Source organism: Hyphomicrobiales bacterium (genome assembly GCA_016710435.1).
Lineage (GTDB): Bacteria > Pseudomonadota > Alphaproteobacteria > Rhizobiales > Aestuariivirgaceae > Aestuariivirga.
Genome location: JADJVV010000001.1, coordinates 1,713,224 through 1,732,084 on the forward strand (window position 1 = coordinate 1,713,224; position 18,861 = coordinate 1,732,084).

An 18,861-nucleotide genomic window follows, 5' to 3' on the forward strand; every position below is an offset into this window, starting at 1 on the left:
AAGGACGGGGAAGAACAGGCTCAAGCCGCCCAGGGGCTGCACCCCAGCGCGTTTGTTGACCTTTGGCGGAGGGACAACTATCTCCCTCCCCATGTCGACCCGCCCCATCATCACCCTGCCGGACGAGAAGATCCTGCGCCAGGTTTCGAAGCCCTTTACCCAGGTGGATGCGGACGCGCGCGCGCTTTTCGACGACATGCTGGAAACGATGTACGACGCGCCCGGAATCGGACTCGCCGCCATCCAGATCGGTGTGCCGCTGCGGGCGCTGGTCGTGGACCTCGCCAAGGAAGGCGAACAGCGCACACCTCTCTTCATCGCCAATCCCGAGATCGTGGCCCAGTCGGCGGAGCTTTCGGATTACGAGGAGGGATGCCTGTCCATCCCTGATTATTATGAGATGGTGCAGCGCCCGAGGGAGGTGAAGGTGCGTTATCTCGACCGCAACAACGAGGCGATGGAACTGACCGCGGGCGGCCTGCTCGCCACCTGCCTCCAGCACGAAATCGACCATCTCAACGGCGTCCTCTTCATCGACCACATCTCCAAGCTCAAGCGCGACCGCGTCATCAAGAAATTCCAGAAGGCCGCCAAGCTGGGGAAGCTGTGAATCCCATGCGGATTGTCTTCATGGGCACACCGGATTTTGCCACCCATGCGTTGCGCGCACTGGCGGAGGCGGGCCACGAGATCGTTGCCGTCTATTCGCAGCCACCGCGCCCGGCTGGCCGTGGCTACGGGGTGAAGCCATCGCCGGTGCATGCCCTGGGTGAACAGCTGGGCATTCCTGTCCGCACGCCCGTGTCCCTGAAGGGCGCCGAGGAACAACTGGCCTTCGCCGCGCTGAAGGCAGATGCCGCGGTGGTCGTGGCCTATGGCCTGCTCTTGCCCAGGGCCGTGCTGGATGCACCGCGTTTCGGCTGCTTCAACATCCACGCCTCTCTCCTGCCGCGCTGGCGGGGCGCAGCGCCGATCCAGCGCGCCATCATGGCGGGCGATGCGGAATCGGGCGTCACCATCATGCGCATGGAAGAGGGGCTGGATACCGGCCCCATGGTGAAGATTGCCCGGGTCGCCATCACGCCGCAGACGACGGCGGCGTCACTTCACGATGAACTGGTAGAAGCGGGTGCGGCCCTCATGGTGGAGGCGCTCCGTGATCCGCAGCAGCCCGGAACCCCGCAGCCGGCCAATGGCGTGACCTATGCCCGCAAGATTGACAAGGCCGAGGCGCGGATCGACTTTGCCCGGGACTCTGCCGACGTGCGCAATCACATCCACGGGCTTTCGCCCTTTCCTGGCGCATGGACGATGATCGGACAATCCCGCGTCAAGGTCCTCAAGGCCGAGGCTGTTGCCGGCGCCGGCGAGGCGGGCACGGCGCTGGACGACAGGCTCACCATCGCCTGCGCAACCGGCGCCATCCGCTTTCTCGAGGTGCAGCGCGAAGGCAAGGGCGCCATGCCAGCGGAAGCGCTCTTGCGCGGCCTCGCCGTTCCCCCAGGCACGAGGCTGATCTGATGCCCCGCTACAAGCTCACCATAGAATACGACGGCACCGGTTTCTACGGCTGGCAGATGCAGGCCGCGCATGTGACCGTACAGGGTGTTCTGGAAGCAGCACTCTCCCACATCCATGGCCAGCACATTCTGGTGCAGGGTGCGGGCCGCACCGACACGGGCGTGCATGCACTGGAGCAGGTGGCCCACGTGGACCTGCCGAAATCATGGGACCCCTTCGTGCTCCGCAATGCCATCAACGGCAACGTGCGGCCCCATCCCGTCTGCGTGCTGGAGGCCGAGGAAGTGGCGGATGATTTCCACGCCCGCTTCTCGGCGACGAAGCGCAACTATCTCTTTCGCATCCTCAACCGCCGCGCCCCGCCCGCGCTGGACCTCAATCGCGTCTGGCATGTGCCAGTGGAGATGGATGCAGCGGCGATGCACGAAGCCGCCCAGCACCTCATCGGCAAGCACGATTTCACGACGTTCCGCGCCGCTGATTGCCAGGCCTTGTCGCCGGTGAAGACGCTCGACCGCTTCGAGGTCGCGCGCTACGGCGAGGAGATCGAAATCCGGGCCGAGGCGCGGAGCTTCCTGCACCATCAGGTGCGCTCCATGGTCGGCTCACTCAAGTATGTGGGCGAAGGCAAGTGGCCGCCGGTGAAGATGAGAAAGGCGCTGGAAGCCCGCAACCGCGCCGCCTGTGGCGTCGTGGCCCCACCGCACGGTCTCTATCTGGTGAGCGTCGGGTACGGTTAAGTCCCGCGCCAGCACCTAGACCTTGAAATAGTCGTCGAGAATCCGCCGGTACACCTTTGCCGTGGCTTTCAGTTCCTCTACCGAGATGCGCTCGTCCGTCTGGTGGATTGTCGCGTTGGTGGGGCCGAATTCCAGGACCGGGCAGTAGTCTTTCACGAAGCGCGCATCGGACGTGCCGCCGGAAGTGGAGAGCTTGGGCATGATGCCCGTTTCGCTTCTGATGGCATTCTGCACAAGGGAGACGAAGTCGCCCGGCTCGGTGATGAACACGTCAGCGCCTTCGATTGCGCGCATGTACCATGCCCCGCCCAATTCCTTGCGCACCGCCTCGATTTCCATCTGCACCAGTTCCTTGAGCGACTGGAAGCTGTGTTCGGTGGAAAAGCGGATGTTGAACTTGGCCGTGGCGCGCGACGGGATCACGTTCCCCGCCGGATTGCCCACGTCGAAACTGGTGAAGGCCAGTGTCGACGGATCGAAATGGGCATTGCCATCATCGAGCTTCCGTTGGGCCATGCGGTCAACCAGGCGCGCGAGCTTGGGCACGGGATTGTCGGCCTTGTGTGGATAGGCGGAGTGACCCTGCTTGCCATCCACCTGCACGATGAAGGAGAGCGAGCCGCGCCGCCCGATCTTGATCGTGTCGCCCAGCGCCTCGGCGCAGGACGGTTCGCCGACCAGGCAATGGTCCGGCACACTGCCGCGCGCCTTCATCCAATCCAGCACCTTCACGGTTCCGTTGATGGCCGGGCCTTCCTCATCGTTGGTGATGAGGAACGAGATCGAGCCCTTGAACGCCGGACGCTCGCGCACGAAATCCATGGCAGCGGCCGCGAAAGCGGCAACCGATCCCTTCATGTCGGTGGCGCCGCGGCCCCACACCTGGCCATCACGAATGTCGGCCGCGAAAGGCGGAGACGACCATATCGATTCGTCGCCCTGCGGCACCACGTCGGTATGTCCCGCAAAACAGAAATGTGGGCCCCCCGTGCCGATGCGGGCAAAGAGATTGTCCACATCAGGCGTGTCCTTGTCGGAGAAGGTGATGCGCTCGCAGGCAAAGCCCGACGACTGCAGCCAGCCCTGCAGCAAGGTCAGCACGCCTGCTTCATGCGGCGTGACGGAAGGGCAGCGGATCAGCTGCTGCAACATGGCGACGGGATCGTGCGGCGTATTTTTCATGGTGGGCACTTCTATCTCAAAAGCAAATGCCCGGTCCATGGGGCCGGGCATCGCAGGTGTGTGGACGCTGTCCCGGCCTAGTCCGCGATAGGGTCCGGGCCGAAGCGATTCGGGCCTTCCGTGCCGCGCAGGAAGCCGAGTTCGATAATCATCCACAGCGCGCCGATCAATGGCACCAGCATGATCAGCGACCACCAGCCCGACTTGTCGCGGTCATGCCAGCGCTTGGCATAGATGGCGAGTGACGGCCAAAGCGTGAGCAGGATGAGAATGATGAGCGGCACGGTCATCCGGCCGAAGGATTCCTGCATGGCCATGGCCTGCGCTTCCGGCGTGGCAGTGGGGTCGACCGACATCATGCTGACGCCGAAGATTGCGAACAGGATGAATTCGAGAATCCAGGTGATGACGATCATCACCAGGATGGCAAGCCAGAAGGTCTTGCGAGGGATGCGTCCGTCAAAGGACGTAAAGGTCTGAAGGTTCATGCACAGTCTCCGCTCAAGTGATTCTGAGCCCCCGGGGCCAGTATCACTTGAAAACGGCGTCTGCTCAATCCCCGGCTGTGATCAGTCCCGCAACAGTTCGTTGATAGACGTCTTGGCGCGGGTCTTCTCGTCCACCCGCTTCACGATGACGGCGCAATAGAGCGAGGGTGAGGGCGAGCCGTCGGCGAAGGGCTTCTGCGGCAGCGAGCCGGAGACCACCACCGAATAGGGCGGCACCTTGCCCATGTGCACTTCGCCCGTGGTGCGGTCCACGATCTTGGTGGACTGGCCGATGAACACGCCCATGGAGATGACCGAGCCCTCGCCTACAACGACGCCCTCGACCACTTCCGAGCGCGCCCCGATGAAGCAGTTGTCCTCGATGATCGTCGGTCCCGCCTGCATCGGTTCCAGCACGCCGCCGATGCCGACGCCGCCCGAGAGATGCACGTTCTTGCCGATCTGTGCGCACGACCCGACCGTGACCCAGGTATCGACCATGGTGCCGGTATCCACATAGGCGCCGAGGTTGACGAAGCTCGGCATGAGGATGGCGCCGGGCGCGATATAGGCCGACCTGCGCACCACGCAATTCGGCACGGCGCGGAAGCCGGCGGCACGGAATTTCTTCGCCGTCCAGCCCTCGAACTTCGAAGGCACCTTGTCCCACCACTTCGACGTGCCGGGACCGCCCTTGATCAGTTCCATGTCGTTCAGGCGGAAGGACAGCAGCACGGCCTTCTTCAGCCACTGGTTCACATGCCAGGCCTCGCCCTGCTTTTCAGCCACGCGCTGCTTGCCGCTGTCGAGCTGGTCCAGCGCGAATTCCACCGCCTTGCGGATGTTACCCTTGGTCTTGAGCGTGACATTGGCCCGGTCTTCCCAGGCCTGTTCGATGATGTCTTGTGCGTTCTTCATGAGTGGTCTCCAAACTTCAGTTCCGACAGGAAACGGGCAAGGTCGCGGGTGACGTGCTGCACCCAGGGGGAATTGGGATCGCCCTGCCAGTCCTTCACATCCGCATCATCTTCCGACACGACCAGCACCGTCTTCATGCCCAGTTCGTGGGGCACCTTGAGATTGTTGGCGATGTCTTCAAAGAATGCCGCACGCACCGGATCGACACCGTGCTCGCGCAGGAACTTGGCGTAGGGCTCGGGCGCGGGCTTGGGAATGTGATCCGAATCCACGATGTCGAACACGCCGTGAAAAGCGTCAGCCACGCCGAGCCGTTCCATGACGGCGCGCGCATGTTTTGTTGTGCCGTTGGTGTAGACAATCTTGCGCCCCGGCAACCGCTCCAGTGCGGCAAGAAGCGCCGGGTTGGCGGGCACGGAGTCGTATTCAATGTCGTGCACCCGCTCGAGGAAATCTTCCGGCGCGTGCCCATGCTCCACCATCAGCCCGCGCAGCGTCGTGCCGTGGCGCAGGAAGAGGTCGCGCTGGATGCGCTTGGCCTCGTCGAACGCCACGTTGAAATGCCGCATCACATATTCGCCCATGCGCACATGCATCTGGTCGAACAGCCGGCACGAGGCCGGATAGAGCGTGTTGTCCAGGTCGAAGACCCAGGCATTCACGTGGGAAAAGTCCGGAACCTGCGCGCTCATACGCCCGAGCGCGAAATGCGCGTGCCGACACCGTGCGGCGTGAGGAGTTCGAGCAGCACCGAATGCGGCACGCGGCCATCGAGGATGATGACGCCCTCGACGCCTGACTCGACCACCGACACGGCACTCTCGATCTTGGGGATCATGCCGCCGGTGATGGTGCCTTCCGACACAAGCTGCGGCACGTCGCCGATCTTGAGTTCGCTGATGAGTTGCTTGTTCTTGTCGAGCACGCCGGCCACATCGGTCAGGAGCAGGAGTCGCTTGGCGCCTGTCGCGGCGGCAATGGCACCCGCCGCCGTGTCGGCGTTCACGTTGTAGGTATCGCCCTCCCAGCCCACGCCCACGGGAGCAACCACGGGAATGGCATCGCTCTTCATGATGGTGTGGAGGATTTCCACGTTGACGCGCGCCGGCTCGCCCACCTGGCCAAAATCGATCTTCACCGTCTTGCCGGTAACGGGATCGGTCTTTTCCTTCACGTAGCGCTCGGCGATGAGGAGATTGCCGTCCTTGCCGGAGATGCCGATGGCGCGGCCACCGGCCTGCTGGATCGAGGCGACGATCGCCTTGTTGATGGAGCCGGCGAGAACCATCTCGACGACCGACATGGTTTCATCGTCGGTGACGCGCAGGCCCTCGCGGAACTCTGCCTTCACCGCGAGCTTGTCCAGCATCTTGTTGATCTGGGGGCCGCCGCCATGCACGACGATGGGGTTGAGGCCGCAGACCTTCAGCATGACGATGTCGCGGGCGAACATGCGGGCCAGCTCCGGGTCCACCATGGCGTGGCCGCCGTATTTCACCACGATGATCTGGTCGTCGTAACGCTGCAGGAAAGGCAACGCCTCCGAAAGGATGCGGGCCGTTTCATTGACGGTGAGTTCGGTCATGGGCGAAGTCCCGGAAGCAGAGGAAAACCGTCGCGCCTTATAGGGGATTCTGCGGCGATGGAAAGCACCAAGGCAGCACCGTCATTCCGGCGATGCCGGAGCCGGGAGCACGCTCCTCAGCGGATCAGCCCGGCAATCTCGGCGCGAAGCTCCTCGAAGCCCGTTCCCTTGTCGGAGGAGGTGACGAACAGCACAGGCAGGGCGGCGGCGCGCTTCTTGACGATGGCGAGTGTGTCCGCCGTGACCGCCGCCAGTTCCGAGGCCTTGATCTTGTCCGTTTTGGTGAGCACCAGCTGGTAGGCGACAGCCGTTTCATCCAGCATGTCGAACATCTCGCGGTCTTCCGCTTTCACGCCATGGCGTGCATCGATCAGCACGAAGACGCGGGTCAGCCCCACGCGGCCACGCAGGTAGCCCTTCAGCACGTCCTGCCACTGCTTCACCTCGGTTTTGGGCGCCTTGGCATAGCCATAGCCCGGCATGTCCACCAGCGTGATGCGGCCGTCGATGTCGAAGAAATTCAGTTCGCGTGTGCGCCCCGGTGTGTTGGAGGCGCGGGCGAGGCCGCGCACGCCGGTCAGCGCATTGATGAGCGATGACTTCCCCACGTTGGAGCGCCCGGCAAAGGCGATCTCGGTGCCCGCCAGTGGCGGCAGCTGCTCGAGCTTCGCCACGCCCAGCCGGAACGACGCCGGGGCAGAGAACAGTCTCCGCCCCTCCGTCATCTGTTCGTCCGTGTAGCGGCTCTCCGCCATGCCTCAGGCCTTCTTCTTCAGGAAGGGCAGGCTGTCGCGGATATTGCCGAAGAGATCGAGGTCTGTGCCGTTGCGCTTCATGATGAAGCTCTGCTGGATGATCGAGAGAAGGTTGCTCCACGTCCAGTAGATGACGAGACCGGCCGGCATCGAGCTCAGCATGAAAGTGAAGATGAGCGGCATCCAGTTGAACATGGAGGCCTGCACCGGATCGGCGGGTGCGGGGTTGAGGCGCATCTGCACCCACATGGTCATGCCCATGAGGATCGGCCAAACGCCCAGCATCAGCATGTGCGGCGGCGTCCACGGGATGAGGCCGAAGAGATTGAACAGGCTCGTCGGGTCCGGCGCCGAAAGATCGTGGATCCAGCCGTAGAACGGCGCGTGGCGCAAATCGATCGTCGTCAGGATCACCTTGTAGAGCGAGAAGAAGATGGGGATCTGGATGAAGATGGGGAGGCACCCGGAGAGCGGCGAAACCTTCTCCTTCTTGTACATCTCCATGATTTCCTGCTGCTGCTTCATCCGGTCTTCCGGATTTTCCTTCTTGATGCGCTCCATCTCGGGCTGCAGCTTCTTCATCTTGCTCATCGAGGCGTAGGACTTGTTGGCGAGCGGGAAGAGCACCAGCTTCACAAGCACCGTCACGAAAAGGATTGCGAGGCCGAAGTTGCCGAGGAAGCCGTTGGCGAAGTGCACGAGCTTGTACATGGGCTTGGTGAGGAAATAGAACCAGCCCCAGTCGATCATCAGGTCGAACTTGTCGATGCCGTACTTCTCGCCGATCGCATACATGCTGTTGACGATCTTGGCGCCGGCATAGATGTGGTCGGTGAGTTCGGTGGCGGCGCCGGGACCGACGGTCACGGCTTCCTTGCCGAGCCAATCCACCTGGTAGGCGTCACGCTCGCCGATCTTGAAGTGCTGGTAGGTCGAGGTGAGGGCGCGGCTCTGGTCGGGAATGAGGGCGGTCGCCCAGTACTTGTCGGTAAAGGCAACCCAGCCGCCCTTGGAGTCCTTGACGAGCTTGCCGTCTTCCTTGGCCACGTCGTGATACTTGGCTTCCGTCAGGCTGCCGTCCTGCACGCCGAGCATGCCTTCGAAGAACACATAGTAGCCGGCAACCTGCGGCGTATCCTGGCGCTGCACGCGGGCATAGGGAATGAGCGAAACGGCCGCCGCCGACTTGTTCTGGATGCCGTGCTTGATGGTGAACACGTAGGTGTCCGAGAGCGAGATGGTGCGCGTGAAGACAAGGCCCTCGCCGTTGTCCCACGACAGCGTGACAGGCGAGTCGGCCGTGAGCGCCGTGCCTGAGGAAACCGTCCACACGCTCTTCGCATCCGGCACCTTCACAGTGGAACCGGCAGGTGTCACGAAGCCCTGCTCGGCAAAATAGGCATTGGGCGTGCCAGAAGGCGAGAGCAGCGTGATGATGGGGCTCGTGAGATTGGCCTGTTCGCGATAGTCCTTGAGCTTGAGATCGTCGAGCTGCGCGCCCGTGAGATTGATCGAGCCTTCAAGCTGCGGCGTGTCGATCTTCACGCGGGACGTCGTGGCAAGCGCCTGATCGCGGGTGACGGCGTTGGCCGCGGCGGGATCACCGGGAACCTGCGCCTGCGGCTGCGCTGTCTGGCCTGCGCCCGTTTGCTGCGTTGTCTGCTGTGTCGTCTGCTGGGCCTGCTGCGCGGCCTGCTGGTTCAGCTTCGGCGTCACGAAGAAATACTGCCAGACGAAGACGATGGCCATGGACAGCACGATCGCCAGAATCAGATTCTTGCTGTCGGGCTTCATGGGGTTCTGGTTGGGGGTCATGGTCTGGTCCTGGTGTCGCCCGCATGCGGTGCGGCGTGGAGTTTGGAAACAGCGGATATAATGTCGTTCTGCAGGTCTTCAAAGCTGCGTGTGGCACTCGCCTCGCGGCCGATCAGCACATAATCGAAGCCATCGCGTGCAACGCCGGGCAGGGCGAGGCGGGCAGCTTCCTTGAGGCGGCGGCGGATGCGGTTGCGCATCACCGCATTACCGAGTTTCTTGGTGCAGGTGAATCCCACCCGCGCCGTGTCGGTGTCGTGGCGGTCGCGGGCCTGCAGCAACACACCGGCTTTTGGCACAAAACGGCCCTTCGCCGCGGACAGAAAATCCCGCCGGCGCAAGAGCCGTTTCATGAGGAACAGGATCGCTTAGGCGCTGAGGCGCTTGCGGCCACGCGCACGGCGGCGGTTGATCACCCGGCGGCCGCCCACGGTGGCCATGCGCGCACGGAAACCATGGCGGCGCTTGCGAACAAGCTTGGAAGGTTGGTAAGTGCGCTTCACGAGCAATCTCCGTAAGGTTTGCTGCCAGCCCCAACCCTTTGTTATTCAAGGTCAAACACCTGTCCGGGGCAGATCGTACTGCCCCCGGTAAGGCGGGGGATGTCAGGAATTTGAGCGGCTTATGGTCAATCCCCCGGGAAAAGTCAACGCCGGGCGGAAATTGCTCCGCTCATTGCATAACACGCCGCTTGAAGCCTTCTCAACTTCCGGTGAGGGCCTGCTGCAATGGACGGGGCTGTGGCGTATGGAGAGCGTGATGTCCATCCCCGAACCTTCTGGCCCCGAACCTTCTGGCCCCGAACCTTCCGCCGGTCACTCTCGCGCCGTGCGCCGCTGGCTTGCGCCTGCTGCGGTGGTCGGCCTGATGCTGCTGGCATACGCCCTCGGCCTCCACCACTATGTGTCGCTGGCGAGCCTGGCCGAACACCGCACCTTCCTCAAGACCTTCACCAGCGAACATGGCGCGCTGGCTCTCGCGGCCTTCGTCGTCATATACGTCTGTGCCGTTGCCCTCTCGCTGCCGGGCGCATCGCTGCTCACGATGGCAGGCGGCTTTCTCTTTGGCTGGCTGCTGGGCGGATCGGCCGCCGTGGTAGCAGCAACCCTGGGGGCGATTGCGATCTTCCTCATCGCCCGTTCTTCCTTTGGTGACGCGCTGGAACGCCGCGCCGGTCCTGCCGTGCAACGGGTGAAGCAGGGCTTCGCAGCGGATGCCTTCAACTACATGCTGTTCCTGCGGCTGGTGCCGCTGTTCCCCTTCTGGCTGGTGAACCTTGCCGCCGCACTCGCCAACGTCAGCTTGCGCGCCTTCACCTCGGCCACGGCGCTCGGCATCATTCCCGGAACCTTTGCCTTCGCGTTCCTGGGACAAGGCCTCGACAGCGTTCTGGCGGTGGAGGCCTCCTGGCAAGCCTGCGTCGCCACGGGCGCTGCCGCATCCTGTCCGCCGGAACCGAGCCTCTCCTCGCTGGTCACGCCGCAACTGCTTCTGGCCTTTTCGGCACTCGGTCTGGTAGCCTTGCTGCCTGTTGTCCTGAAACGTTGGAAAGGCCGCGTATGAAATTCGATATTGCCGTCATTGGCGCCGGTTCCGCCGGCCTCAGCGTGGCGGCGGCCGCGGCCCAGTTCGGCCAGACGGTGGTGCTCTTCGAGAAAGACACCATGGGCGGCGATTGCCTGAACACTGGTTGCGTTCCATCCAAGGCCCTGCTGGCGGCGGCCTCCGCGGCGGAAGGCCACCGCAGCAGCGACGCCTTCGGCATCGCGGGCCACGAGCCCGGCGTTGATTTCACCGCCGTCATGGCTCACGTGCAGCGTGTCATCGCAGCGATTGCACCCCATGATTCGGTCGAGCGCTTCGAAAGCCTCGGGGTGACGGTTGTACGCGCGGCCGCCAAGTTCATCGCGCCCCAGACGCTGGAAGCAGGCGGCGAAATCTATGAGGCGCGCCGCATTGTTGTGGCCACGGGCTCGCGCCCCGCCGTTCCGCCTGTCCCCGGACTGGAGGCGGTCCCTTTCTTCACCAACGAGACGATCTTCCGCAACACCACGCTGCCGAGCCATCTCATCATCATCGGTGGCGGTCCGATCGGCCTCGAGATGGCGCAAGCCCACCGCCGCCTCGGCGCACAGGTGACGGTGCTGGAGGCCGCTGAACCCTTGGGCCGTGACGATCCCGAACTGGCCGCCATCGTGCTCGACGCCCTGCGCAAGGAAGGCGTCACCATCCGCGCGCAGGCGAAGATCGAACAGGTGGACAAGACGGCAGGCGGTGTCCGCCTGACGCTGGCAGGCGACGAGCGCATTGTCGGCTCCCACCTCCTCGTCGCGGCGGGGCGGCAACCCAACATCGAAGGCCTGAACCTTGAAGCGGCGGGCATCGCTCACACCGCAAAGGGCATCACGGTCGATTCGCTCCTGCGCAGCAGCAACCGCAATGTCTATGCCGCGGGCGATGTAGCGGGCGGCCCGCAGTTCACCCATGTGGCGGGCTACCATGCCGGCAACATCATCCGCCACGTGCTGTTCCGCCTGCGTGCCCGTACCCGCTACGACGCCTTGCCCTGGGTCACCTACACAGATCCCGAACTCGCTCATGTGGGTCTCACCGAAGCGCAGGCCCGCGAACGCCACGGCAGGCGCGTCACCGTTCTCCGCCACGAGTTCGCCCAGAATGACCGTGCCCAGACCTCCCGCCATGCCCGCGGCATGGTGAAGATCGTCACGGGGCGGGGCGGACGCATTCTCGGCGCCAGCATCGTCGGACAGCAGGCAGGCGAGCAGATCGCACTCTGGGCCCTCGCCATTGCGCAGGGCCTCGGCGTTTCGGCCGTGGCCGGCACCGTGCTACCCTATCCGACGCTGGCGGAAGCCGGAAAGCGGGCTGCCATCAGCTACTACGCCGCGCTGCCGAAACGCCGCCTTACCCGTGCCCTGATTGCCATGCTGAAATGGTTTGGTTGAGGATGTGAAGGGAATGCCGGACAAGCGCCAGCAGACCGATGTGAGCGAGAGGACGCCGTTCATCACGAGCCTCTCCGGCAAGGTGTTGGCCCTGACCGTCATCTTCGTCATGCTGGGCGAAGTCCTGATCTTCCTGCCCTCCATCGCCAACTTCCGCATCCAGTGGTTCAAGTCGCGCATCTCCCAGGCGGAAATCGCCGCCCTTGCCGCCGAAGCCGCCCCCGACCGCATCCTCAACGACGACCTGCGCACCGAGATCCTCAAGGGGGCCGGCGTGTCCGCCGTCTCGCTCAAGAAGGGGGAGAAGCGCCAGCTCATGCTGCGCGACGACAGCCTGCATATGGTGGAAGAGAGCTTCGATCTCCGTCCGGGCATGTATTACAACACGGTTTTTGCGGCGCTCCAGGCCCTCGTGCGCACCGGCGACCGCACCATCGGCGTCGTCGATGTGCCGCCCAACATGTCCGGCGACCTGATCGAAATCGCATTGCACGAGCAACCCCTGTCGGAGGCCATGCGGAGCTATGCCCTGCGCGTTCTGTTGCTTTCGGTGGTGCTCTCCATCATCGTTGCCGCATCGATCTTCACCGCCCTGAGCCGCCTGCTGGTGCGGCCGATGCAACGGCTCTCTGCCAACATCACGCATTTCGCCGGAAACCCGGAAGATGCCTCGCGCATCATCTCGCCCTCGTCGCGGCGCGATGAACTGGGCGTGGCCGAACAGGAACTGCACCACATGCAGACACAGCTGCACGCCATGCTGCAGCAGAAGAGCAGGCTCGCGGCACTCGGCCTCGCCGTGAGCAAGGTGAGCCACGACTTGCGCAACATGCTGACGTCGGCCCAGCTCATTTCCGACCGCCTCGGCGAAGTGCGCGATCCGCAGGTGCAGCGCTTCGCCCCCAAGCTCATCGGCTCGCTGGACCGGGCCATCCAGTTCCTCACCCGCACCCTCACCTATGGCCAGGCCCGTGAACAGCCGCCGCAGCGCGAGCGGCTCGATCTCCGCGCTCTTTCCGCCGACGTGATCGATGCCTTCGCCTTTCTCGGCGGCAAGTCCGTGACTTATCGCAACGATGTGCCGGCAGGCACCGTGGCCGAGGCGGACCGCGAGCAGGTGACGCGCATCCTCACCAACCTGGTGCGCAACGCCGTGCAGGCGCTGGAGCAGGGCGACGGTTCCGGCACTGTGACGATTGCCGGTGAACGCCAGGGCAGCGTGGCACTGCTGCATGTGAGCGACACCGGACCCGGCATTCCGGAAGCGGTGCGCGGGCGGCTCTTCGCCGCCTTCCAGTCAGCCGCCAAGAGCGGTGGCACCGGCCTGGGCCTTGCCATTTCTGCGGAACTGGCGGAAGCCCACGGCGGCAGCCTCAAAGTGGCCCGCACCGGCCCCGGCGGCACCCATTTCACCCTCACCCTGCCGGATCCGCCGGTGCAACTGGCCGCCCGCCAGAACCGCCGCCAGCCGGTGAATTGAGCCCGCCCCAAGGCCGCGGAATTACCCGCTTGCCTTTGCCGCAATGAGCGGATATGGACACGCCGTTTCCGCAACACACCGCGTCGAAACATAAGCGCCCGTAGCTCAGCTGGATAGAGCACCAGACTACGAATCTGGGGGTCAGAGGTTCGAATCCTTTCGGGCGCGCCATTCTTTTCCATTCGCAATTCCAGGTCCTTCACGTCCGTGGCGCGGATGTGTTAGGGCCGTCTGCGCCGTTTGCGTGAGGGAATGACGGATGGTCGGGGTTGCAGGGTGGGATGTGATCGTGTGCGGCAGTTTGCACCTCGATATTGTTGTCGATGCGCCGCGCCTGCCGCGCCTTGATGAAACGGCCGTCGGCTCGTCGTGGAAGAAGGTATGCGGGGGCAAGGGCGGGAACCAGGCCGTGCAGGCCGCGCGTGCGGGCGCCCGCGCCGCGATGATCGGCCGTGTGGGCCGCGATGATTTCGGCGACATGCTGCGCGCCAACCTCGCCCGCGAATCCGTTGATACCTCCGCCATCAGTCGGGATGAGACGCAAGGCTCCGGCATGAGCGTCGCCATCGTGGAGGCGCAGGGAGAATATGGCGCGGTCATCGTCTCGGGCGCCAACCTGTCGCTGGGCGGAACAGAGGCGATGGACCAGTGGCAGGGCTTGGGCGGGGCGCGCGTGCTGGTGCTGCAGAACGAAATTCCCCACGCCACCAATCTCGCCATCGCGCGCCAGGCGCGAGAACGGGGTGCGCAGGTGGTGTTCAATGCCGCGCCTTCGCGGGCGCAGGCACGGGACCTTATGGACCTTGTGGATGTGCTGGTCGTCAACCGCGTGGAAGCCGCGGATCTCTCGGGCCTCACGGTCCACGACAGGGCCAGCGCGGAACAGGCCGCCACCCTGCTGGCCCAACAGGCCCTTGCAGTCATCGTGACACTGGGTGGCGATGGCCTCGTGATGGTGGAACGGGGCGCAGCGCCCGCGTTCATTTCCGCCCTGCCCGTCCGCGTCACCTCCGCCCATGGCGCCGGCGATTGCTTTGTGGGCACAGTGGCCGCCGAACTGGCGCGCGGTACCGCCTTGCCAGTCGCCTGCGCAACGGCCAACAGGCGGGCCGCGGCTCATGTTTCCCGCATCACATGAAGTGTACACATGCTCAAGACCCTTGATCCCGTTCTCTCTGCCGAACTTCTCTACGTCCTGATGCTCATGGGCCATGGCGATGATCTCGTCGTCTGCGACGTGAACCATCCCGCCGTCACCATCGCCAAGCACACGACTTACGGAAAGCTCATCGACATGCCCGGCTGCGATATTCCGCGCGCCCTGAAGGCCATCCTCTCGCTCATGCCGCTCGATACCTTCGTACCCGAACCCGTGATGCGCATGCGCGTCGTCGGTGATCCGGAAGCCGAGGTGCCGATCTTCGCCAAGGTGCGCGCCACGCTCGCCGCCAGCGAGGGACGCGACGTTGCCATGGGTGCCTATGACCGTTTTGATTTCTATGCCGCGGCGCGCAAATCCTTTGCCATCGTCCGCACCTCGGACCCCGGTCCCTATGGCTGCTTCATCCTGCGCAAGGGCGTGATCACGCTCTGATCGAACAAGGACCAACCCGATGCCCGATATGACCAACGACAAACCCTACGCCTATGCCGCCCGCCTCAACTCCTTCAAGATCGGGGCAGGGCAGGATGGAGCGAAACGGCCGGCCGTGTTCAATCTCCTGTCCCGTGCCGCCGCGGTGCCGGGGCTCAATGCCGTGGACCTGAACTTCCCTGACCACCTCGAAGCCGCCGACCGCCGCGAAATGAAACAGCACCTCGCAGGACTGGGCCTTGCGGTGAATGGTTTCGCCATGCGCTTCTATGGTGATCCCGGTTTCAAGCTGGGCGCCTTCACCAATCCGGAGGCGCGGTTGCGCCGCCTCGCCATCGACCAGACCAAGCGCGGCATCGACGAGATGCTGGAGCTGGGCGGCTCGCTCATGACGCTGTGGATGGGACAGGACGGTTTCGACTATTCCTTCCAGGCGGACTACGCCCGCCTCTGGGACCAGACGCTGGAAGCCGTGGCGGAGGTGGCAGACCATGTTCCGTCTTGCGACATCAGCATCGAATACAAGCCAAACGAACCGCGCAGTTTCTCGCTCATGCCCGACATCGGCACCACGATGCTGGCGATCCGCGAAGTCGCACGCGCCAATGTCGGCGTCACCATCGACTTCGCCCATGTGCTCTATGCCGATGAGATGCCGGCTTACGCCGTGGCCCTGGCGGCGCGCAGTGCCAAGCTCTTCGGCGTCCACCTCAACGACGGCTACGGCAAGCGCGACGACGGCCTGATGGTGGGAACAGTGCATCCCGTGCAGACACTGGAACTGCTCTACACCCTCGACCGGATCGGCTACGACCGCCCCATCTATTTCGACACCTTCCCCGACACGACGGGTCTCGATCCCGTGGCCGAATGCAGCGCCAATATAGCAGCTGTGGAAACCTTGCGCACCGTCGTGCGGAAACTGCGCGGCGACAACCGCCTCGCCACCGCGATTGCGGCCCAGGACGCCGTGACGAGCAACAACATCGTCCGCGCCGCGCTCTACGCGACCCCGGCATAAGACGTCTCCCGGCCGTAGCCGGGAGACGCAAGTTCAACGGTTGGGTTCAGCGGCGGTTTTCCCAGCCGCGGCGTGCGGCTTGCGCATGTCCACGGGAATCGCCGAACCAGCCGCCATGGTTGCTGCCGCCGCGGTCCTCATCGCCCGAGGAACGTCCGGACGAGCCGCTGCGGTTGCCGGAACCACCTCCGGATCCGCCGGAACGATGTTGCCAGCCCTTGCGGGCGGCGTCGGCATGCCCTTCGGAATCGCCGTACCAGCCTTGGCTGCGATCATCATCTTCGTCGAAGCGGCCACCGCCGCGCGACAGGTTGGAGAATGAGGAACCACCACCGCGATTGCCACCACGATTGCCTCCCCGGCTGTCGTCACCACCACGGTTTTCCCAGCCCTGGCGGGACGCCTGCGAGTGACCCTCGGAGTCACCAAACCATCCACCCTGGTTGCGGTCATCATCATCGCGGTTGCGGGACTGCGAGCGCTGGTCGTCGTAGTTTCCGCCGCGGCGGTCGTCCCCGGAGTTGCTGAAACGTCCTCCTTCGCGGTCGCCATAACCGCCGGAAAAACGTTCGCCGTAGCCGCCACCGGAAGCGCCGCCCTGACCGCCACCCGAGCGGTTGCCGTAGTTGCCTCGGTCGTCATCATCATTGCGGCCATAGCCACCCTGCGACCCGCCATAACCGCCCTGAGACCCGCCGTAGCCACCCTGCGAACGTCCATAGGAAGACTCGTTCTCGCCGTAGCGCGAACCCTGGCGGCCGGACGAACCGCGCGAGCCGTAATCATCGTCGCGGCGCGACTGCTGCGACCGGTTCGAATTTCCGCGATCGTCATCGTCATCGCTGACGAAGCGGCCACGCTCGTCGCGATCCTGATAGTTCCTGTTCATGATGCAATACTCCTGTGATTGCGGTGGGATGTCGCGTCCAAGAGATCAAGCGGAGGCGGCCCGTGGGACGCGAGGGCTGGTCCGCTGCCGTCAGTGCGGCGCATGCAATCGGCATCGCCGCAAACAAGGACCCGGGAGGCGGCCAGGATCCTTGTTCAAGGAAGGCGGGTGTAGTGGCTCAGCTGCCCGATTTGCCGGACGTACCCGAGGCCGCAGGTTTGCCCGACTTGTCCGTCCGCCACTTGTCGAACTCCTGCTGGAACTGCTTGCGCCGTTCGCTGCGCCACTCCTGATAGTCGTCGTCGAGCTTCGTCAGGTGGTCGTTGCGGAAATTGGCATAATCTTCGTCATAAGCCGTGAGGCGGGAGTCAGCGCGTTCAAAATGATCGTCGCCGCCATGGCGGCCCGAGCGCTGGTTGTCGTCCATGGAGTTCTGATTGCGGCCTTGGCCCTGGTAGTCGCCGCGCCCTTCGAATTGACCGTCGCCAGAGCGTCCGCCCCGGTCGCGATTCCGGTTGCCGCGAAACTCCTCCTCCTGCCGGAAGCGGTCGTCGTTGCGTGAATAACGGGAAGAATTCATCGCTGTATACTCCGTGATGCATGTTGACTGTCGAAAGTGGGGTGACTGCTTTCGCATCTTCTCCAACGCACCCTCTTCTGGGCGGTTCCTGTCGCACGGGGAATTTGAACGTATTGGAATCGGGGCGGGAAGCAGGGCCGCGCGTCTCTCAACGTGAGGCGGAATCGGTTTGTGAACACGCGTCAGGGCAGTCGCGGGAACATGTGGCCTGCACGCGCCATTAGGTTCATGACAAACGGAGTATCATCATGCCCAAAGACACCGCATTGCAGTCCTATCCGCGCCCGCCGTTTCCGCGTCAGGAGCAGGCTTATCCCGGTCTCGCCCAGCAGATGCTGCCTGTTCCCGACCATGGCGAGAAAAGTTATGTGGGCCATGGCCGGCTGGCGGGCAAGAAGGCGCTGGTGACGGGCGCCGATTCGGGCATCGGCCGCGCTGTCGCCATCGCATTTGCACGCGAAGGTGCCGATGTTGCCCTCAACTATCTTCCCGAGGAGGAGGACGACGCCCGCGAGGTGATCGGATATATCGAGGCTGTGGGCCGCAAGGCTGTGGCACTGGCTGGCGACCTCACGAGCGAGTCATTTTGCGCGCGCCTCGTCGAAGATGCCGTGCGGGAGTTGGGCGGGCTCGACATCATCGTCAACAACGCTGGCCGGCAGGTTTATCAGGAAGATCTCGCGGACATTTCGACAAGCCAGTTCGACGACACCTTCAAAGTGAATGTCTATGCGCCCTTCTGGATTATTCGCGCGGCCCTGCCGCATCTTCGCCCTGGCGCCAGCCTCATCAGCACTGCTTCGGTCAATGCGCGCGAACCCTCGGATGGCTTGATTGACTATGCCGCGAGCAAGGGTGCCATTGCCACCATGACGCTGGCCATTGCGAAGAATCTCGCCAGCAAGGGCGTGCGGGCCAACGTGGTGGCACCGGGACCCTTCTGGACCGTGCTGCAACCGAGCGGCGGACAGAGCCCGGAACGCGTGCAGCATTTTGGCGAGGATTCACCCCTGGGTCGCCCCGGACAACCGGCGGAGATTGCATCCATCTACGTTCTGCTGGCCTGCGACGAGGCGAGCTATATCACCGGCAGCTTCTTCCCCGTCACCGGGGGCAAGATCGTTTGATCCCGGCGCCTGAGCCGAGTGGCAGTATATTACCTGTGGAGCGAACATAACTGACGCAGCAACAGTGGGAGATATTTTTTATGTAATCATATCAATAAAATAAAATCTGAAAAAAATTTTCTTGCTGGCGGATTGACAATTCCAGTCAGTGAAATAGCCTCACTCTTCATGTGATCGGGCCGGACGTCCTTGAGGGCGGT

The 18,861-nt window shown here is 63.7% G+C and carries 21 protein-coding genes and 1 tRNA gene; 11 read left to right on the forward strand and 11 right to left on the reverse strand.

Translation table 11 applies throughout. The annotated features are described in order from the left end of the window. The first annotated feature begins 91 nt into the window (after window positions 1-91). From IPM06_08280 to truA, 3 genes are read left to right on the forward strand one after another with little or no spacing between them, the layout of a single operon-like run. A complete protein-coding gene (locus tag IPM06_08280; GenBank protein ID MBK8770412.1) occupies window positions 92-610 on the forward strand; it encodes a peptide deformylase in 519 nt (172 codons plus the stop codon). Window positions 611-615: 5 nt separating this feature from the next. After that, window positions 616-1,521, forward strand: coding sequence for a methionyl-tRNA formyltransferase (locus IPM06_08285; protein ID MBK8770413.1), 906 nt, complete (start codon window positions 616-618; stop codon window positions 1,519-1,521). Further along, window positions 1,521-2,261 (forward strand): tRNA pseudouridine(38-40) synthase TruA, encoded by a 741-nt coding sequence (gene truA / locus IPM06_08290; protein MBK8770414.1) that lies wholly within the window; start codon window positions 1,521-1,523, stop codon window positions 2,259-2,261. The genes IPM06_08285 and truA overlap by 1 nt, the downstream gene beginning before the upstream one ends. A gap of 15 nt (window positions 2,262-2,276) precedes the next feature. Here the strand turns inward: truA and dapE are convergent, their stop codons facing one another. The 9 genes from dapE to rpmH all read right to left on the reverse strand — a co-directional run bounded on the left by dapE (window position 2,277) and on the right by rpmH (window position 9,507). Beyond that, window positions 2,277-3,443: a succinyl-diaminopimelate desuccinylase gene (gene dapE / locus IPM06_08295; protein MBK8770415.1), complete on the reverse strand. Its 1,167-nt coding sequence runs from the start codon at window positions 3,441-3,443 to the stop codon at window positions 2,277-2,279. A gap of 77 nt (window positions 3,444-3,520) precedes the next feature. After that, the gene (locus IPM06_08300) at window positions 3,521-3,931 is read right to left on the reverse strand and encodes a DUF805 domain-containing protein (protein ID MBK8770416.1); all 411 of its coding nucleotides are present in this window, start codon (window positions 3,929-3,931) and stop codon (window positions 3,521-3,523) included. Window positions 3,932-4,012: 81 nt separating this feature from the next. Further along, window positions 4,013-4,849 (reverse strand): 2,3,4,5-tetrahydropyridine-2,6-dicarboxylate N-succinyltransferase, encoded by an 837-nt coding sequence (dapD, locus tag IPM06_08305; GenBank protein ID MBK8770417.1) that lies wholly within the window; start codon window positions 4,847-4,849, stop codon window positions 4,013-4,015. After that, a complete protein-coding gene (locus IPM06_08310; protein MBK8770418.1) occupies window positions 4,846-5,541 on the reverse strand; it encodes a pyrimidine 5'-nucleotidase in 696 nt (231 codons plus the stop codon). The genes dapD and IPM06_08310 overlap by 4 nt, the downstream gene beginning before the upstream one ends. Then, window positions 5,538-6,434 carry an acetylglutamate kinase gene (argB, locus tag IPM06_08315; GenBank protein ID MBK8770419.1) on the reverse strand — a complete coding sequence of 299 codons (897 nt, stop codon included), beginning with the start codon at window positions 6,432-6,434 and terminating at the stop codon, window positions 5,538-5,540. The genes IPM06_08310 and argB overlap by 4 nt, the downstream gene beginning before the upstream one ends. Before the next feature lie 116 nt (window positions 6,435-6,550). Next, a complete protein-coding gene (locus tag IPM06_08320; protein ID MBK8770420.1) occupies window positions 6,551-7,189 on the reverse strand; it encodes a YihA family ribosome biogenesis GTP-binding protein in 639 nt (212 codons plus the stop codon). A 3-nt stretch (window positions 7,190-7,192) separates the two neighbouring features. Next, window positions 7,193-8,983 (reverse strand): membrane protein insertase YidC, encoded by a 1,791-nt coding sequence (yidC, locus tag IPM06_08325; protein MBK8770421.1) that lies wholly within the window; start codon window positions 8,981-8,983, stop codon window positions 7,193-7,195. Between the two features lie 17 nt (window positions 8,984-9,000). After that, window positions 9,001-9,357 (reverse strand): ribonuclease P protein component, encoded by a 357-nt coding sequence (gene rnpA, locus IPM06_08330; GenBank protein ID MBK8770422.1) that lies wholly within the window; start codon window positions 9,355-9,357, stop codon window positions 9,001-9,003. A gap of 15 nt (window positions 9,358-9,372) precedes the next feature. After that, on the reverse strand, window positions 9,373-9,507 hold the full coding sequence (gene rpmH / locus IPM06_08335) for a 50S ribosomal protein L34 (GenBank protein MBK8770423.1): 135 nt from the start codon (window positions 9,505-9,507) through the stop codon (window positions 9,373-9,375). A 256-nt stretch (window positions 9,508-9,763) separates the two neighbouring features. Between rpmH and IPM06_08340 the strand changes: the two genes are divergently transcribed. From IPM06_08340 to IPM06_08370, 7 genes are all read left to right on the forward strand, one after another. Further along, window positions 9,764-10,567: a TVP38/TMEM64 family protein gene (locus IPM06_08340; protein MBK8770424.1), complete on the forward strand. Its 804-nt coding sequence runs from the start codon at window positions 9,764-9,766 to the stop codon at window positions 10,565-10,567. After that, complete coding sequence (locus tag IPM06_08345; GenBank protein ID MBK8770425.1) at window positions 10,564-11,970, forward strand: FAD-dependent oxidoreductase; 1,407 nt, start codon at window positions 10,564-10,566, stop codon at window positions 11,968-11,970. The genes IPM06_08340 and IPM06_08345 overlap by 4 nt, the downstream gene beginning before the upstream one ends. Window positions 11,971-11,983: 13 nt before the next feature. After that, window positions 11,984-13,450 carry a HAMP domain-containing histidine kinase gene (locus IPM06_08350; protein MBK8770426.1) on the forward strand — a complete coding sequence of 489 codons (1,467 nt, stop codon included), beginning with the start codon at window positions 11,984-11,986 and terminating at the stop codon, window positions 13,448-13,450. Window positions 13,451-13,544: 94 nt separating this feature from the next. Next, window positions 13,545-13,621 (forward strand) — tRNA-Arg (locus tag IPM06_08355). Window positions 13,622-13,709: 88 nt separating this feature from the next. Beyond that, a complete protein-coding gene (locus IPM06_08360; protein ID MBK8770427.1) occupies window positions 13,710-14,588 on the forward strand; it encodes a ribokinase in 879 nt (292 codons plus the stop codon). A 9-nt stretch (window positions 14,589-14,597) separates the two neighbouring features. After that, complete coding sequence (locus IPM06_08365; GenBank protein MBK8770428.1) at window positions 14,598-15,044, forward strand: fucose-binding protein; 447 nt, start codon at window positions 14,598-14,600, stop codon at window positions 15,042-15,044. Window positions 15,045-15,072: 28 nt separating this feature from the next. Then, a complete protein-coding gene (locus IPM06_08370; protein ID MBK8770429.1) occupies window positions 15,073-16,065 on the forward strand; it encodes a TIM barrel protein in 993 nt (330 codons plus the stop codon). Between the two features lie 46 nt (window positions 16,066-16,111). On the opposite strand, the gene IPM06_08375 is transcribed toward IPM06_08370, so the two are convergent. Together IPM06_08375 and IPM06_08380 are read right to left on the reverse strand one after the other, a co-directional pair. Beyond that, on the reverse strand, window positions 16,112-16,954 hold the full coding sequence (locus IPM06_08375; protein MBK8770430.1) for a hypothetical protein: 843 nt from the start codon (window positions 16,952-16,954) through the stop codon (window positions 16,112-16,114). 178 nt (window positions 16,955-17,132) lie between these two features. Further along, entirely contained in the window at window positions 17,133-17,534 is a 402-nt protein-coding gene (locus IPM06_08380; protein ID MBK8770431.1) for a hypothetical protein, read from the reverse strand. 248 nt (window positions 17,535-17,782) lie between these two features. On the opposite strand from IPM06_08380, the gene IPM06_08385 reads away from it, so the two are divergent. Further along, window positions 17,783-18,661: an SDR family oxidoreductase gene (locus tag IPM06_08385; GenBank protein ID MBK8770432.1), complete on the forward strand. Its 879-nt coding sequence runs from the start codon at window positions 17,783-17,785 to the stop codon at window positions 18,659-18,661. Window positions 18,662-18,861 lie beyond the last annotated feature (200 nt).

What these genes read in the sequence shown, in the direction of transcription:
- IPM06_08280 (MBK8770412.1), top strand. Translation starts at nt 92, where the DNA reads ATGTCGACCCGCCCCATCATCACCCTGCCGGACGAGAAGATCCTGCGC.
- IPM06_08285 (MBK8770413.1), top strand. Translation starts at nt 616, where the DNA reads ATGCGGATTGTCTTCATGGGCACACCGGATTTTGCCACCCATGCGTTG.
- truA (MBK8770414.1), top strand. Translation starts at nt 1,521, where the DNA reads ATGCCCCGCTACAAGCTCACCATAGAATACGACGGCACCGGTTTCTAC.
- dapE (MBK8770415.1), bottom strand. Translation starts at nt 3,443, where the DNA reads ATGAAAAATACGCCGCACGATCCCGTCGCCATGTTGCAGCAGCTGATC.
- IPM06_08300 (MBK8770416.1), bottom strand. Translation starts at nt 3,931, where the DNA reads ATGAACCTTCAGACCTTTACGTCCTTTGACGGACGCATCCCTCGCAAG.
- dapD (MBK8770417.1), bottom strand. Translation starts at nt 4,849, where the DNA reads ATGAAGAACGCACAAGACATCATCGAACAGGCCTGGGAAGACCGGGCC.
- IPM06_08310 (MBK8770418.1), bottom strand. Translation starts at nt 5,541, where the DNA reads ATGAGCGCGCAGGTTCCGGACTTTTCCCACGTGAATGCCTGGGTCTTC.
- argB (MBK8770419.1), bottom strand. Translation starts at nt 6,434, where the DNA reads ATGACCGAACTCACCGTCAATGAAACGGCCCGCATCCTTTCGGAGGCG.
- IPM06_08320 (MBK8770420.1), bottom strand. Translation starts at nt 7,189, where the DNA reads ATGGCGGAGAGCCGCTACACGGACGAACAGATGACGGAGGGGCGGAGA.
- yidC (MBK8770421.1), bottom strand. Translation starts at nt 8,983, where the DNA reads ATGAAGCCCGACAGCAAGAATCTGATTCTGGCGATCGTGCTGTCCATG.
- rnpA (MBK8770422.1), bottom strand. Translation starts at nt 9,357, where the DNA reads ATGAAACGGCTCTTGCGCCGGCGGGATTTTCTGTCCGCGGCGAAGGGC.
- IPM06_08340 (MBK8770424.1), top strand. Translation starts at nt 9,764, where the DNA reads ATGTCCATCCCCGAACCTTCTGGCCCCGAACCTTCTGGCCCCGAACCT.
- IPM06_08345 (MBK8770425.1), top strand. Translation starts at nt 10,564, where the DNA reads ATGAAATTCGATATTGCCGTCATTGGCGCCGGTTCCGCCGGCCTCAGC.
- IPM06_08350 (MBK8770426.1), top strand. Translation starts at nt 11,984, where the DNA reads ATGCCGGACAAGCGCCAGCAGACCGATGTGAGCGAGAGGACGCCGTTC.
- IPM06_08360 (MBK8770427.1), top strand. Translation starts at nt 13,710, where the DNA reads ATGGTCGGGGTTGCAGGGTGGGATGTGATCGTGTGCGGCAGTTTGCAC.
- IPM06_08365 (MBK8770428.1), top strand. Translation starts at nt 14,598, where the DNA reads ATGCTCAAGACCCTTGATCCCGTTCTCTCTGCCGAACTTCTCTACGTC.
- IPM06_08370 (MBK8770429.1), top strand. Translation starts at nt 15,073, where the DNA reads ATGACCAACGACAAACCCTACGCCTATGCCGCCCGCCTCAACTCCTTC.
- IPM06_08375 (MBK8770430.1), bottom strand. Translation starts at nt 16,954, where the DNA reads ATGAACAGGAACTATCAGGATCGCGACGAGCGTGGCCGCTTCGTCAGC.
- IPM06_08380 (MBK8770431.1), bottom strand. Translation starts at nt 17,534, where the DNA reads ATGAATTCTTCCCGTTATTCACGCAACGACGACCGCTTCCGGCAGGAG.
- IPM06_08385 (MBK8770432.1), top strand. Translation starts at nt 17,783, where the DNA reads ATGCCCAAAGACACCGCATTGCAGTCCTATCCGCGCCCGCCGTTTCCG.